The 14,332-nt window shown below is 68.0% G+C and carries 11 protein-coding genes; 3 read left to right on the top strand and 8 right to left on the bottom strand.

Translation table 11 applies throughout. The annotated features are described in order from the left end of the window. Positions 1-13 precede the first annotated feature (13 nt). From LW840_RS15405 to LW840_RS15390, 4 genes are all read right to left on the bottom strand, one after another. Entirely contained in the window at positions 14-1,180 is a 1,167-nt protein-coding gene (locus LW840_RS15405; RefSeq protein WP_291260096.1) for a PQQ-dependent sugar dehydrogenase, read from the bottom strand. Positions 1,181-1,248: 68 nt separating this feature from the next. After that, a complete protein-coding gene (locus tag LW840_RS15400; RefSeq protein ID WP_291266493.1) occupies positions 1,249-2,154 on the bottom strand; it encodes a histone deacetylase in 906 nt (301 codons plus the stop codon). Between the two features lie 227 nt (positions 2,155-2,381). Then, positions 2,382-2,852 carry a hypothetical protein gene (locus tag LW840_RS15395; protein ID WP_291266494.1) on the bottom strand — a complete coding sequence of 157 codons (471 nt, stop codon included), beginning with the start codon at positions 2,850-2,852 and terminating at the stop codon, positions 2,382-2,384. Positions 2,853-3,052: 200 nt separating this feature from the next. Next, on the bottom strand, positions 3,053-6,058 hold the full coding sequence (locus tag LW840_RS15390; protein ID WP_291266495.1) for a sialidase family protein: 3,006 nt from the start codon (positions 6,056-6,058) through the stop codon (positions 3,053-3,055). Between the two features lie 104 nt (positions 6,059-6,162). On the opposite strand from LW840_RS15390, the gene LW840_RS15385 reads away from it, so the two are divergent. Both LW840_RS15385 and LW840_RS15380 read left to right on the top strand, forming a co-directional pair. Beyond that, positions 6,163-8,043 carry a M28 family peptidase gene (locus tag LW840_RS15385; RefSeq protein ID WP_291277311.1) on the top strand — a complete coding sequence of 627 codons (1,881 nt, stop codon included), beginning with the start codon at positions 6,163-6,165 and terminating at the stop codon, positions 8,041-8,043. Between the two features lie 52 nt (positions 8,044-8,095). After that, the gene (locus LW840_RS15380; protein ID WP_291277310.1) at positions 8,096-9,400 is read left to right on the top strand and encodes a CotH kinase family protein; all 1,305 of its coding nucleotides are present in this window, start codon (positions 8,096-8,098) and stop codon (positions 9,398-9,400) included. A 35-nt stretch (positions 9,401-9,435) separates the two neighbouring features. On the opposite strand, the gene LW840_RS15375 is transcribed toward LW840_RS15380, so the two are convergent. Then, positions 9,436-9,969, bottom strand: coding sequence for a nuclear transport factor 2 family protein (locus tag LW840_RS15375; RefSeq protein ID WP_291266498.1), 534 nt, complete (start codon positions 9,967-9,969; stop codon positions 9,436-9,438). 136 nt (positions 9,970-10,105) lie between these two features. Here LW840_RS15375 and LW840_RS15370 point away from each other — a divergent pair, with 136 nt between their 5' ends. Continuing rightward, a complete protein-coding gene (locus tag LW840_RS15370; protein ID WP_291266499.1) occupies positions 10,106-10,528 on the top strand; it encodes a hypothetical protein in 423 nt (140 codons plus the stop codon). Between the two features lie 145 nt (positions 10,529-10,673). On the opposite strand, the gene LW840_RS15365 is transcribed toward LW840_RS15370, so the two are convergent. Genes LW840_RS15365 through LW840_RS15355 form a run of 3 tightly spaced genes read right to left on the bottom strand, consistent with a single transcriptional unit; the run spans position 10,674 to position 14,330 of the window. Beyond that, positions 10,674-11,525, bottom strand: a complete 852-nt coding sequence (locus LW840_RS15365; protein WP_291266500.1) for a hypothetical protein — start codon at positions 11,523-11,525, stop codon at positions 10,674-10,676. Positions 11,526-11,532: 7 nt separating this feature from the next. Further along, a complete protein-coding gene (locus LW840_RS15360) occupies positions 11,533-13,755 on the bottom strand; it encodes a penicillin acylase family protein (protein ID WP_291266501.1) in 2,223 nt (740 codons plus the stop codon). Beyond that, complete coding sequence (locus LW840_RS15355; RefSeq protein WP_291266502.1) at positions 13,752-14,330, bottom strand: RsmD family RNA methyltransferase; 579 nt, start codon at positions 14,328-14,330, stop codon at positions 13,752-13,754. Before LW840_RS15355 ends, LW840_RS15360 begins: the two co-directional genes overlap by 4 nt. Between the last annotated feature and the right edge of the window lie 2 nt (positions 14,331-14,332).

Below are 14,332 nucleotides of genomic sequence, written 5' to 3'. Positions count from 1 at the left end.
CGCCACTCACGCATTACTTGCGCGCCACCGGCTCGAGCCGCACCACGGGGGTTGGCTTGCCCTGCGCGTCGTCCACTGCGAGATAGATGAAGCCATCAGGCCCCTGGCGCACATCACGGATGCGGCCCATCCCCTTCACGAGATTGTCGGCCAGTTCCGCCTTCTGTCCGTCGAGCGTGAGACGCGCCACGCGCATCCCCGCGAGCCCGCCCACGAAGACGCTCCCCTTCCACTCGGGGAACTTGCTGCCGGTGTACACCAGCAGCCCCGACGTGGCGATGGACGGCACCCATACATGCTTCGCGTTTTCCATGCCCGGCGCCATGGTGCTGGCATGAATGGCCTTGCCGGGACCGTAGTTCACGCCAAAGCCCACGACGGGCCACCCGTAGTTCTTGCCGGGCTCCACCAGGTTCAGCTCGTCGCCGCCCTGCGGACCGTGCTCCACTTCCCACAGATCGCCCGTGACCGGGTGCACCAGCAGCCCCTGCGGATTGCGATGCCCGTAGCTCCAGATCTCCGGCTTCGCGCCGGCCTGCCTGGCGAACGGATTGTCCGTCGGTACACTGCCGTCGAGGTCGAGCCGGATGATCTTGCCGTGGTGATTGGACAGGTCCTGCGCGGGGTGTTTCGTCAGGTCGCCCTCGGGCGCGATCTGCCGGTCGCCCACGCTGATGAACAGGTGCCCCGACTTGTCGAAGGTGATGCGCGAACCGAAGTGGCCCGGTCGCCCCTTCGATTCGGCGATGAAGATGTCCTTGCCTCCCACCAGCGCATCGTTCTCGAAGCGCGCCAGATGCAGCGCCGTGGTCGAGCCACCGGGCATCTGCTTGGAGTAGGTGAGGTACACCAGCCGGTTCGTGGCGAACTGCGGGTGCAGCGCCACGTCGAGCAGGCCGCCCTGCCCAGCCGCCACCACGGCCGGCACGCCGGCCACCGGTGTGGCCACGAGCGCGCCACCGCGCACGATGCGCAGCCGCCCGCCCCGCTCCGTCACCAGCAGGTCCCCGTTGGGGAGGAACGCCATGCCCCACGGGTTCACGAGCCCGTCGACGACCTTCACCACGCGGTAGTCGTGGGCTGATGACCGGTAGACCTGCCCCTGCGCACCGGCGGCGCTGGCGGCAAGGACCAGGGGAAGCAGAACCGCGGCGCTGCGCCGCAGGATGGAATCACGCATAGGAGCTCCCAGAGTGCGCTGAGGTGAGAAATACCCCCACAAAGCTATCGCCCCGGAGCGCCAGCGGCTCACCCGGCAGCAAAGGCCCGCAGCACCCGTACCGTGTTGAGGTGCACGGCCACCGTGTCGTGCACGTCACGGCCATAGCCGCCACTCATGGTGGTACACACGGGGATCCCCACGTCGCGGCAGCTGCCGATCACGAAGCGGTCGCGACTCATGAGCCCGTCGAAGGTGAGTCGAAGCCGGCCCAGCCGGTCTCCTTCGTGCGGGTCGGCGCCACTCAGGTACACCACGAGGTCGGGGTGTGATGCGCGCAGCACCTCGGGGAGATGCCGCTGCAGCAGGTCGAGGTACTCGTCATCACCGGTGCCGTCGGCCAGCTCGACATCGCGGGTACCGGGCACCTTGTGGAAGGGGAAGTTCTTGGCGCCGTGCATGCTGAACGTGTAGACGTCGGGGTCGCCGGCAAAGCAGCCGTGCGTGCCGTTCCCCTGGTGCACGTCGAGGTCCACGATGGCCACGCGGCGCACCCGGCCCAGTGCCTGCAGGCGGCGCACCGCCACGGCCACGTCATTGAAAGTGCAGAAGCCCTCGCCGCGGTCAGGGAAGGCGTGGTGCGTACCGCCGGCGAGATTCATGGCCACCCCGTACTGCAGGGCGGCCTCGCTGGCCTCGATGGTGCCCTGCACCACCCGGAAGGCACGCTCCACGAAGGCCTCGCTCCACGGCAGGCCGATGCGACGCTGTTCGGCGTACGGCAGCGTGCCGTGCACGATGTGGGACACGTACGCCGGCGTGTGTACGCGCAGCAGGTCGTCGAGCGAGGCCGGCGCCGGGTCGTGCAGGCGCTCGGGCGGCACCAAGCCCTCGCGCAACACCCCCTCTCGCAGCAGGGCGTACTTGGCCATGGGGAAGCGGTGGCCGTCGGGGAGGTCGATGGCGTAGCGGGAGGAGGACCACAGGTGGAGCATGGGCGGCAATTTACTGGTGTACCGCAGCGTCTCGACAACAGCAGACGGCAGACGGCAGGAACGACAGCACGCAGACGGGAGGAATATGGAAAGCGGCGGTCGGCGCGAAGCGCCGCCGCCGATTTCCCTACCGCAATGGAAATCGGGCGCGACCGCTTCGCGGCGCGCCCGTTCTTCCGCATTCCTGCTTACTGCGTGCTGTCGTTCCTGCCGTCTGCCGTCTGCCGTTAAGTCGCCCGCGACGAAACCGGCCGCTCGACCTCCACGGCCCGCATCTCCCCCGTGATCTTCCGCGCGTCCTCCTCGTGCGTCTCACTCCGTTCGTCCGCCGGAATGATGCCGAGGTCATTCAGCATCAGCCCCACCGCGTCCGGCACCATCGCGGGCCACAGAAACACCCCCCCGAGGCGCACCAGGGGGCGCGAGGTACGCCCGCTCCCCGCGTACTTGCGCCGCGCCCACAGCTCGTACATCACCGTCAGCAATCCACCGAACGCGGCAAACACGCCCCAGGTGACGAGAGCTTCGCGGAGCGGCACATCGACAAGCATCCACACCAACACGCCGTAGCTGAGCGCGAGCCCCATGATCCCCATGCCTTTGCGCAGCGCGGCGTTGAGCACCACACAGGCCGTGGTCCACAGCAGCACACCGAAAAGGACGATGGCCCACATGATGTTCACGGACAGGATGGTCATGTGCGCGAACATGCAGCCATCGAGGGGATGGCGCCAGCGGCGGAAACCGGATGACCGGATGAGGTATGCACCAGCAGACGGAGCACCGGGAACTGCATCTACGAACGACAAACTCCCCTCGAAATCGCCTGCAGTCGAGGGGAGTGTGCAGTCTGGTGTTTCGGTGGTCGGTTCTCAGGGTGTCCTGCGGACGGCCGTGCTCACCTCGCCGCCTGTGCCCCGATTTCCGCCGCCATGCGCTTGTAGTAGCGCAGCTGCGACCGCTGGTCGGCGGTGGGCGTTCCCGTCCAGCGCCCCACGGCCGAGTAGAGCGTGGCCAGACGGGACTGCAGCTCGCCCGCCTGCCGCTTGAGGTCTTGCGTGGCCGCGTCGGTCCCGCTCAGCGCGCGAACCCGGGCAGCCACCTCGGCAACGGCACCAAGCGTGCCTGCCACATCGCGATGAAATGCGGTCCATGCCATGCGCTCCGCACGCGACACGGTGACACGCGGGTCTTCCTTCACCAGCACCTTCCGCTCGAGCGTCCGGCCATCATGCACGAGCCGCACCGTGTAGGTGCCCGGGAGCACCAGCGGGCCCGGCGTCGTGGCCCGCGGCCCTTCGTCGTCGTCCTCGCCCCCGCCGCTGCGCACCGGCAGGTCGGCATGGCGCAGGTTCCACACCACACGGTTCAGCCCGCGCGCAGCCGACGGTGCGAGCGACTGAACCAGCCGCCCCGTGCTGTCATGCACGGTAATCGCCACCTTCGTGCCGTCGTCGCGCAGCCAGTAGTCCACGAGGGCCCCGTTGGCGGGGTTCTCACCGCGGAAGACCATGTCGCCCGTGTGCGGACGCAGGTTGGTGGTGCGAATCTGATGCGCCGGCTGCAGGCTGAAAAGCTGCGCCGGCATGGCAGTCACCTCGGGGGTGAGCTCCTGCAGCGCATTGAGCTGGTCCAGCACCCACACGCCGCGCGCGTGGGACCCCAGCACCAGCGCGTTGTCGCGCGCGTGCAGCGCAATGTCGTTGAACGGCATGAGCGGCATGTTGGCGCGCAATGACACCCAATGGCTTCCCCCGTTGGGCGAGATGAAGAGGCCGAACTCGGTGGCGAGGTACAACAGCCGCGGATTGCGTACATCCTCCCGTATCGTGCGCGCCACCCGGTTGGGCGGCAGGTCGCCTTCGATACGCGACCACGTGACCCCGTAGTCGGTGCTGCGGTACACGTAGTTGGTCAGGTCATTGCTGCGGTGGTTGTCCACCACCACGTACACCGTGCCGGCCGCGTGGCGGCTGGGTTCCACACCGGCGAACCACGCGTCCTTCGGCAAACCGGGGAGCTTGGACTGCGCGTCGGTCCACGACAGCCCCCCGTTGCGCGACACCCGCAGCCGGCCGTCGTCGGTGCCCACGTACAGCAGTCCCTTCACCAGCGGCGATTCGGCCAGCGCCGTCACGCCAGGGAAGTACGGCACGCCGTCGTCGAGCGACAGGGTGGCCTCGCTCGGCGTGCGCCCCATGAGCGGCAGCGTGCTGCGGTCCACGCCGGTCGTCATGTCCCCCAGGCTCTGCCACGTGCGCCCGCCGTCCTTCGACGTGAAGAGATGCTGCATGCCCACGTACAGCGTGTTGGTGTCGTGCGGCGAGATCACGATGGGGGCATCCCAGTTGGCCGGGTGCATGGCGTTCCCCAGCACCTGCGTGGCCCCCGGCTTGCCCCAGGTTTCCCAGTTGCGACGTCCGCCGATGCGACCCGTACTGTCGCCCGGGCGCAGATCCTGCACCTGCCAGGTACGCGTGTCGTTCTTCTGCAGCCCGAGGAACTGCGATGCCGAGTACACGGTGCGTGGGTTCTTCGGGTTGGGCACCACGAAGAATCCATCGCCGCCGCACAGGCGCGACCAGTGCTCGTTGAGAATGCCACTGGTGGTCCAGCTGGCGCTCGGCCCCACCCAGCAACCGTTGTCCTGCAGACCGCCGTACACATTGAACGGCACCGCGTTGTCCACCGCCACGCGATAAAACTGCGACAGCGGGAGCGACGACACGAACAGGAACGTGCGCCCGCGGTCGTAGCTGATGCCGATGCCGCCGTCGTCGAGTTTGATGACGTGGCGGCTGTCCTTCGGGTTCACCCAGACGAACCGGTCGTCCCCATGCGTGGTGGTGCGCGGCGCGGTGAACGTCTTGCCGCCGTCGTCGCTGAACGAATACGCGTTCAGCATGTAGACGCGCTGGTCGTCGTTCGGATCGATGGTGGGCTGGCTCGCGTACATGGGGCGCGGGTTCCAGTCGCTCATGAACGTCCACGTGGCACCGGCGTCTTCACTGCGGTACACGCCGGCCTTGCGCTGGATGTATGCCGTGCTGGCGTTGTAGCGCGCGCCCTGCTCCACGCTGATCACCACGATGCGCGGGTTCTTGCGGTAGATCGCAATGCCGATGCGCCCGTACTCGCCCTCCGGCAGCCCACGGCCCGTGAGCTTCGCCCACGTGTTGCCGCCGTCGGTGCTCTTCCAGAGCGCGCTCCCGGGACCGCCGCCATCGAAGCCATACGCGCTGCGCCGCCGCTGATAGCTGGCCGCATACAGCACGCTCGGGTCGTTCCAGTCGAGGGCCACGTCGGTGACGCCGGTCTCGTCGTCCACATGCAGCGTGCGCGTCCACGTGCGGCCGCCATCGGTGGTCTTGTACAAGCCACGCTCGCCACCGGCACCCCACACGCTGCCCTGCGCCGCCACCCACGCGATATCGGGGTTGGTGGGGTGCAGCTGGATGCGCCCGATGTGCATGCTCGTGCGCAGCCCCATGTTCACCCACGTCCTGCCACCGTCGGTGCTCTTGTACACCCCATCACCCCACCCCACGCTCTGGCGGTTGGCCCGCTCGCCGGTGCCCACCCAGAGGATCTGGGGGTTGGGCTGAAACACGGCCACATCACCGATGCTGTGCACCGGCGCGTCGAAGATGGACGCCCACGTGATGCCGTTGTCGGTGGTGCGCCACAGGCCACCAGTGGCACCGGCCACATACATGGTGTAGGGGTTCGATTCCACGACGTCCATGTCCACGACGCGGCCACTCATGGACGCGGGGCCGATGGACCGGAGCTTGAGGCCACCGAGGTCGGCGGCGCGGAACGGAGCCTGCGCCACCAGGGGCGCGGCGAAGGTTGCCCACAGAAGCACCGTGGGCACCACACGGGGAAGCAGTCGGGTCAGCATGTGCCGAATATGCTGCGTATGTTGCCAGTGTGCTGCGGAGGCCCGGCTCCTGCGCCTGGCCTTCGGCTCCCTGCCCCCCTGCTCCCCGCTCCCCGAGCCATCACGTGCACTCCACACGTTCCCTCACCTCGGTCCTGCTGCTCATCCTGGCCGCCGGCCTGCCGCTCCCCGCTCAGGATCATGCCGCCACGAAAGCAACCAGCGTGCGCACGACCGGGCGAGTCTGGTCCGATGAAGGCCCCGCCACGTGGGCCCCTCGCCCCACGGAGCAGGCGATCACCGCCAATGACCTGCGGACGCGGCTGTATCAGTTCGCCGACGACTCCATGCTGGGTCGGCGCGTGGGCGAAGTGGGCAACTACAAGGGCACCGAATACATCGCGCGGGAGTTCAAGCGCCTCGGCCTCAAGCCGGCCGGCGACAGTGGCAGTTACTTCCAGACGCTGCCCTTCGGCCCCAGCGGCTTCGACGCCGCCACGGCGCGCCTCACCGTGGGCGGCCGCGCACTGACCACGAAGAAGGATTGGGTGCCCACCGTGCCGTCCGTGCTCAACGGGTTCGGCCCGACCATGAAGATCGACGGCGTACCGGCGATTTACGCCGGCCAGTGGGGTGACTCCACCGCGATGATGGATCTGAACGCGGTGCGCGGCAAGGTCATCGTGTTCAGTGCGGCGCCGGCCTCGCAGCGGGTCGCCGCCAGCGTGGGGGCGCCCACCAGTTTCGTGAGCTGCACCGATGTGCCCGACAAGTTCGGCGCGAATGCGGCCATTGCCGAGGAGGCACGCCAGCGGGCGAACCCCAGTGCCCCGCCGCCACGTCGCGGGGTGCCCACCATGCTGCGCGATCCGCGAGCCACGGGCGCGGGGGCCGTGGGGGTGCTCGTGATCGGGCTCGACGACCTGTCGTCGCAGCAGATCGACGCCGCCTTCGCGCAGCCCATGTCCATGCGCCCGGCGCAGGCGCTCAACGCCAATGCCCCGGCCGCGGCCACCATTTCGCGCGCGGTGGCCGAACAGATCTTCGGCAAGCCGGTGAGCGCCCTGCGGGTGGGCGATACCGGTGCCCCCATTTCGGCCGATTTCCGGCACGCGTGGCGTCTCTCACCGTACCCGGCGCGCAATGTCATTGCCGTGCTCCCCGGCAGCGACCCCAAGCTGGCCGGCGAGTATGTGCTGGTTGGTGCGCACAACGATCATGTGGGCGTGAATCCGGTGGTGGTGGACCACGATTCCGTGCGGGCGTACAACATGGTGGTGCGCCGGCAGGGCTCGAATGACCCGGTGTGCACCCCCACGGCCGAGCAGCAGCGCAAAATCGACTCGCTCATCGCCCGCGCCCGCCGCATTCGCCCCGTGCGCCGCGACAGCATCATGAACGGCGCCGACGATGACGGGTCGGGCACGGTGGTGCTGCTGGAACTCGCCGAAAAGTTCGCGCGGGAAAAAACCGGGCGGTCCCTCGTGTTCATTTCGCATCAGGGCGAGGAAGGCGGGCTGCTCGGCTCGCGCTGGTTCACCGACCACCCCACCATCCCGTTGTCGCAGATCGTCGCGGCGCACAACATGGACATGGTGGGAAAGGGACGAAACTGGCAGGTGAAGTACGGCGGCCCCAATTCGGTGCAGATGCTGGGAGCGCGCCGTCTGTCACGGGAGTTCGGCGACATCATCGACTCCGTGAATGCCAACAGTCCGGAGCCCATGGCCATCGACAAGAGCTGGGATGTGCCTGCGAATCCGCTCAATCGGTTCTGCCGCAGTGACCAGGTGAACTACGTGCGCAAGGACATCCCGGTGGTGTACATGTCGCTGGGTTATGCCGTGGACTACCACCAACATACGGATGAGCCGCGCTACATCGACTACGATCACACCGCGCGTCTGGGACGCTTCGTGCACAGCGTCATGGGCGCGGTGGCCAACCGCCCCAACAAACCGGCCATCGCCGGACCGGATCCCACCATGCCGACGTGCAACCGGTAGTGCGCCGGCCTCGTCCGCCGCGCCATCACGTACGTGGCGGTCGCGTGCCGCCATGACGCCGGCCTCATCCCGAGCGCAGGGCCGCCGCGCTGCCACGTTGGCGCTCGTCCTGCTGCTGGTTGGTTGCCGCAACGCCGATACACCCACTGCACCGCCGGCGCTGCCCCCGCCGCCCGTGGTGGAGGTGGGGCGCTTTCCCACCATGCAGATCGTCACCACCGGCGGCGCGCCCATCACCTCGCGCGAAACGTACGTGGGCGGCACATGGCGGCTCATTGGGCCCGACTCGGCGCTGTTGCGAGACGGCAGCCTCGAGGTGCGCGGACGTGGCAACTCCACGTGGTCGATGCCCAAGAAGCCGTATCGCCTGCGGCTCACCACGGGGGCCGAGCTGCTCGGCATGCCCAGCAATCGTCATTGGGCGCTGCTGGCGAACTACGCCGACAAGACCTTGCTGCGCAACGATCTGGTCTTCGATCTCGCGCAGCGGATGGGATGGACCTACGTGCCGCGGTCGCGGTTCGTGCACCTGCAACTCAACGGCCGGTACGAGGGCGTCTACCAGCTGACGGAGCACATCCGCATTGACGCCAGCCGCGTGAACATCCCCGAGGTACGCATCGCCGACACGTCGGCGGCGGCCATCACCGGGGGCTACCTGCTCGAGGTGGACGAACTGTATGGCGAGGACTTCTGCTGGAACACCCCACGCGTGCGGATGCCGGTGTGCGCCAAGAGCCCGGAGACGCTGCGCCAGCCGGGGTGGGAGCGGCAGCAACGATACATCACCGGCTACTTCGCCGATCTCGAGAACGCGCTGTACGGGCCGTCGTTCGCCGATCCGGTCACCGGCTATGCCGCCTACATCGACGTGCCCTCGGCGGTGGATTACTTCCTCGTCAACGAACTGGTGAAGAACGTGGACGGCAACCTGCGCCGCAGCACGTTCCTCACCAAGCCGCGCGGCGGGAAGCTGTACTTCGGACCGCTGTGGGACTTCGACATCACGCTGGGGAACGTGAACTACGGCGGTGCCGACGCCGTTGCCGGCTGGCAGATTCGCTCGGCACCATGGTTCGCCCGCCTGTGGCAGGATCCGGCATTCGTGCAGCGCGTGAAGCTGCGCTGGCAGCAGATCCGCAACGACGGCACGTTCGCCAGTTGGCGACAGGCGATGCTCGCCCGGTGGGATTACATGAGTGTGGAGCAGCGTCGCAACTTCGAACGCTGGCCCATCCTCGACAGCTGGGTGTGGCCCAACCGCGTGGTCACCGGCAGCTACAACGGTGAGATGGCGGCCATGCAGGAATGGCTGACCGCCCGCACCAATTGGCTGGACGACCAGCTGCGCCCCTGAGGCAGGCTTGCGATCCCCCGGTCATCCCCGATGCGTCACCGCGCCTTCTGCCACTGTTCGCACCCGGTAGTGCGACGGGTATCGGCAAGCTCGAGAATACTCCAGGCGCCGCTGCCACCACGCACCAGCAGGAAATGATCCACGCCGCAGTGTGAGAACTTCGCGCCAACGAAGAAGCCGTAGTCCACCCACACCGAGGCCAGATCGCCGTCGATGGCGATGCGCTCGTTGGCGATGCGCTCGTCCCACGCCTCCGGGTGCGGAGTCCCCACGGCCTTGGCGAAGCCGTCGGCGCCTTGCTCCAGCGTGGTCTGCCGCGCGCCGTTGCGCATGGACACGGTGATCATGCGTACGCGCGGGTCGAACACCGAGCGCACCATGCTCGAGTCCCCTGCGCGCATGCCGTCGAACAGTCGGGCGATAACCGCCATGACGGCCTTGGCATCACCGGCGGAGGACGGGGCGAGTTGGGCCCGGACCGCGCGCGGCGCGAGGGCCATGGTGGTGGCGATCACGCCGGCCGTTACCAGCCGGCGTACCACGGGGAGGGCATGAGCAGCTGAGGGCATGGTTGGGGTTCGGGAAAGGAGAGTGCCGTTTCGTCAGCCGGCACGACCGTAGCAGAAGCCGTTGCCTGATTGCCGAATGTCGATCCGGCCTTCATCGTAGCATCTCGCCTTCACGCTGGCCATCCACCGGTTCTCCATGCCTCGGCGCTGCCTTCACTCCCGCCTGCTTGCCGCCGCCGTCGGCGGCGCCCTCGCCGCCGTACCGACTCCGCTTGCCGCACAGGCGCTCAAGCCCGTCGGCAGCCTCGCGGGCAACAATGCCGTGACCCTCGAAACACGGTCGGTGAAACGCCTGCCCACCGAAATCACGGCCACCCTGCGCACCACCTTTGCCAAGCCCGCCAAGGCGCCCGGTGGCGAGTGGTTCGGCTCGCGTACCGTGGTCGCGGTACGTTGCGCCGAGGGGACGGTGGCGGTGAAGGAGAACCGCTACTACGGCGATGCGAAGTTCACCAGGGTTGCCAGCGAGAAGATCGTGAAGATCCCGGGCTATGCGGCACCGGTTCCGGGCAGTGTGCCCGCGCTGGCGCTGAAAGCGCTGTGTCCGGCACGCCAGTAGTCCAGGGGAAGATCCGAGAGGGGAAGCAGCACCACGGAGCACGCGGAATCTCACGGAGAGACACGGCCCGCGCGCACTGGCGTTCCCGTACGATCCGCCGGGTTCGCGTATTCCGTGGTCAACCTCCAGTCTCAGCCTGGACCGATCACGGCTCCCGGCGTTGCTCCCGCACCGTGAGCAGCGCTCCCAGCGCCGTGGCCTTTCCGCCGCCCTCGGGAATGTGAATGGCAGCGTGATAGTACTGGCCCACCAGCTCGAACGTCCGTCGCACGCTGGGCAGATCGGTGAGGTGCCCCACAATGACGGTGTCGGTGAGCTGCTGGGCGCGCGCGGCGTTGATGGCAATGACCGCGATGACCTGCCCCACCATGTTCACGAGTGCCGCTGCCGTATCCTGACGTGAGGCCTCCACCGTGTGACGCGCCACCCGGCCGAAGTTCACCGCCGTCGTCTCGGGGGGAAGCGAACCGATGGCCTGCCCCAGAATCTCACCAATGGTGAGGTTGAGAGCCGTGTCGCTACCCGCCTGGGCGAGCGCATCGATTTCCCGCGGGTCGACGGTGCCCACGAGCAGCCGCGCCAGCCCCACCAGGGTCCCGCCGCCCACCCCCGTGCCACTGATGTGGCGAAACTCGTCGGGGCCGGCGGCCACCACGGCGGTGCCGGAGCCGGCGCTGGCCACCGCCGCCCGCTCGAGCCCGGTCAGCGCCAGACCGCCACGCCCAATGGCCTGAACCTCGGCCACCTGATGCACCGGGCGGCCCTCGAGTGTGGCCGACAGCGTCGTGCGGTTGCCGCCAGTCACGGCAATCCACCGCACATCGGCCGGCGTCACGCCGCCGTGGGCAAGCACCGCGCGCACCCGATCATCGCTGGGATGTCCTTCGCTGGGCACACGCCAATGCCGCACGGTGGCCCCGTCGTGGATCACCACGTCGGTGTTGCTGGCCCCGAAATCGACGGCGGCCGCCGGGAGAGACTCGGAATCGCCGCTCACGGGCGCGTCACTGCCCGGGCTGATACGTGCGCACGGCGTGCTTCTCCACGTCGGCGCGGTAGAAGCTCACGTCCTTGAACTGTCCCGTGGCGTAGCGCTCGCCCTGATTGAAGAAGTAGGGCGATGCCGGGTCCGCGTTCACGCCGCCGGCGAGCACACTCCTGGCGCGTACCCGTGGGCCAAACTCCACCGCTGCCACGAAGCTGTTGCCGCGGTTGCCGTAGTACTTCTTCGTGGTGCGCACGCCGGTCTGCCCGTACGCCGCCAGGGACCCCCAGTTGGCCGAGGCGAAAGGCACGGGGAGGCTCGGCTTGCTGTCGTCGAAGCCGGCGCCAATGTCGCCGCTCAGCCGCTGAAAACGGTTCACGTCGCCCCACGGCATTTGCCACGACCCGAAGTCGCGCTCGAGGCGTTCCACGGCTTGGGCAAGGGCGCCCAGCACGAGCGCCCCGTCGGCGCGCGTGGCCACGAACTCGAGCGTCGGCACTCCCGCCTGCCGCGCGGGGCCGCTGGCCCTCTGCGTCACGTCTTCGCCATACGCATTGGCCAGCGTCATGGCCACGCTGGCCACGCCGAAGCGGTAATCCCAGCTGCGCAGCGTGCGCACCGGCACCGCGAGGCGGCGGCGCAACGGGTCGCCGGCGGGGAGTGCGTCGAACGCCGCCAGCACCGGCGGCACCAGCTGCTCCATGGCCGGCAGGTAGCTGTCGTAGGCGGCGGCAATGAGGCCGTCGAGGGTGAAGTCCTTGCGGTTCTGCAGCACGCGTACGGCGTGCACCCCGCGCGGGTTGTCCTCACGCTGCGCCGACATGTACACCGGCCAGTCGCCGATCTTCGGGCTGTTCGGCCCTGCGGCGGTGAAGGGCCAGTTGTTCGTGTTCATCAGCCAGCCGTTGGCCGGGGTCTTGAGCAGGATCATCTCGTCGAGCGTGTGCAGCCCCTGCCATTCAGTGGCCGGATCACTGCCGTCCACCGGCTTCGTGAAGTCGATCTTGGGATCACGCTTCGGAATGAAGTTGCCGTGGAAGTACGCAATCACGCCGTCGGCATCGGCGTACACGGTGTTGTTGGACGAATTCGTGCGCAGCGTCATGACCTGCTTGAACTCGTCGAACGTGCTGGCCTTGGTGCGTCCGTAGCTCTGCTGAATGGCCTCGAGCGGGTTGTTCATCATCTTCACCGCCACCCACTTGCCCCCCTGTTCACGAATGACCGGTCCGTGGTGCGTGAAATACGCCGTCACCACCTTCTCGGCCATGCCGGTGGCGGTCTTGTAGGGCAGCCGGATGCGCTTGGCCACGACGCTGCGATTGCCCGTACCGTAGCGGTACGTGAACCCCTGGCCCTTGGGGGTCACCGTTTCGAGATACTCGTCGATCACGTCGCCGCCACCGGAGGTGTGCATCCAGCCGAGGCGTTCGTTGAAGCCCTGGTAGATGAAGAACTGCCCCCACGTCACGGCGCCGTAGGCATTGAGCCCTTCCTCGCTCACCATGTGGATCTCGGGGCGGAAGTAGAAGCTCGTGTGCGGATTGATCATGAGCAGCGCGTGGCCGTTCACGGTGTTCTGCGGCGCAACGGCAAAGCCGTTGGAGCCGCCCGGTTCGGCGCCGAAGGGTGACGGGGCGTCACGCTCCTCGTCGCGGGGTGGCGTCGCGGGGCTACCGGCGCGCGGGCCGTAGAACTGCTCGAGCGCGCGCAGGTTCACGCTCTCGATATCCCCGCCAATCGACCCTTCGCTGAACGACAGCGCCATCCACGGTTCGTAGCGCGTGAGCAGCCGCGGCTTCACCTGCGGATGCGTGGCGAGGAAGTAGTTGAGCGCATCGGCCCACGCCGTCATGAGCGCCTTCATGGGGGCCGGACTCACCGCGAACTGCTTCTTGAGCTCGAGCGTGTCGATGAAGAGCTTCATGCGCAGGTCGCGCCAGATTTCGCGTTCGCCCTCCACTTCGGCGAGCCGCCCGAGCGCGTTGATGTAGTTGGTCTCGACGCGCGGAAAGTCGTCCTCGGCCTGCGCGTACACCATGCCGAACACCGCGTCGGCGTCGGTCTTGCCGTACACATGCGCCACGCCGTACTGATCGCGCATGATGGTCACCCGCTTCGCCTGCTCGGCCCAGCGCGCGGATGGCGTGGTGGCCGGCTGCGCGGCGAGGGAGCCGGCCGGCGACAGCGAGGCCACCAGCAGGAGCGCGGTGGCAGCAGAGCAACGAAGCGAAGGAGTCATGGCCTGGTGAGGGAAGCCGGGGGAGGGAGCGGCGGGCGGGAGGCCGGCGCCTTGTCGGCGACGGCCCGGTACACGGAGATGGCGGTTTCCTCGAAGCGCGCGTGCGACGCGGCACGAGGCAGCTGGTGCGTGGTGGCGTGCTCCGCCACGAGGATACGCGACCATGGCGCACGCTGCCACCGTTCGATGAGCCGGTCGAGCATGCGCGATTCGTACGGCGGGTCGGCGAAGGCCACGTCGTACCGATCGGGGGGCAGGGTGTCCGCGAAGGGGAGCGCGTCCTTCTTGTAGACGCGCGTCTTCTCCGTCACGCGCAACGCCTTGATGTTGGCCTGCAGGGCGTGCAGGCTCGCCGGCCGGAACTCCACGAAGTCCACATACTTGGCGCCGCGCGACAGGGCTTCGAGCCCCAGCGCGCCCGTGCCCGCGAACAGGTCGAGCACGCGCGCCCCTTCGAGGTCGTTGCGCAGCAGCTTCATCATGTGCACGCGCACCTCCTCGGCAGTGGGGCGCACCCGGAAGTCGTTGGGCGACGTGAGGGTGCGGCCGCCGAATTTTCCGCCGACAATGCGCATGA

It is taken from the genome of Gemmatimonas sp., assembly GCF_021298855.1.
Lineage (GTDB): Bacteria > Gemmatimonadota > Gemmatimonadetes > Gemmatimonadales > Gemmatimonadaceae > Gemmatimonas.
This window is presented reverse-complemented; position numbering and strand designations above follow the sequence as displayed.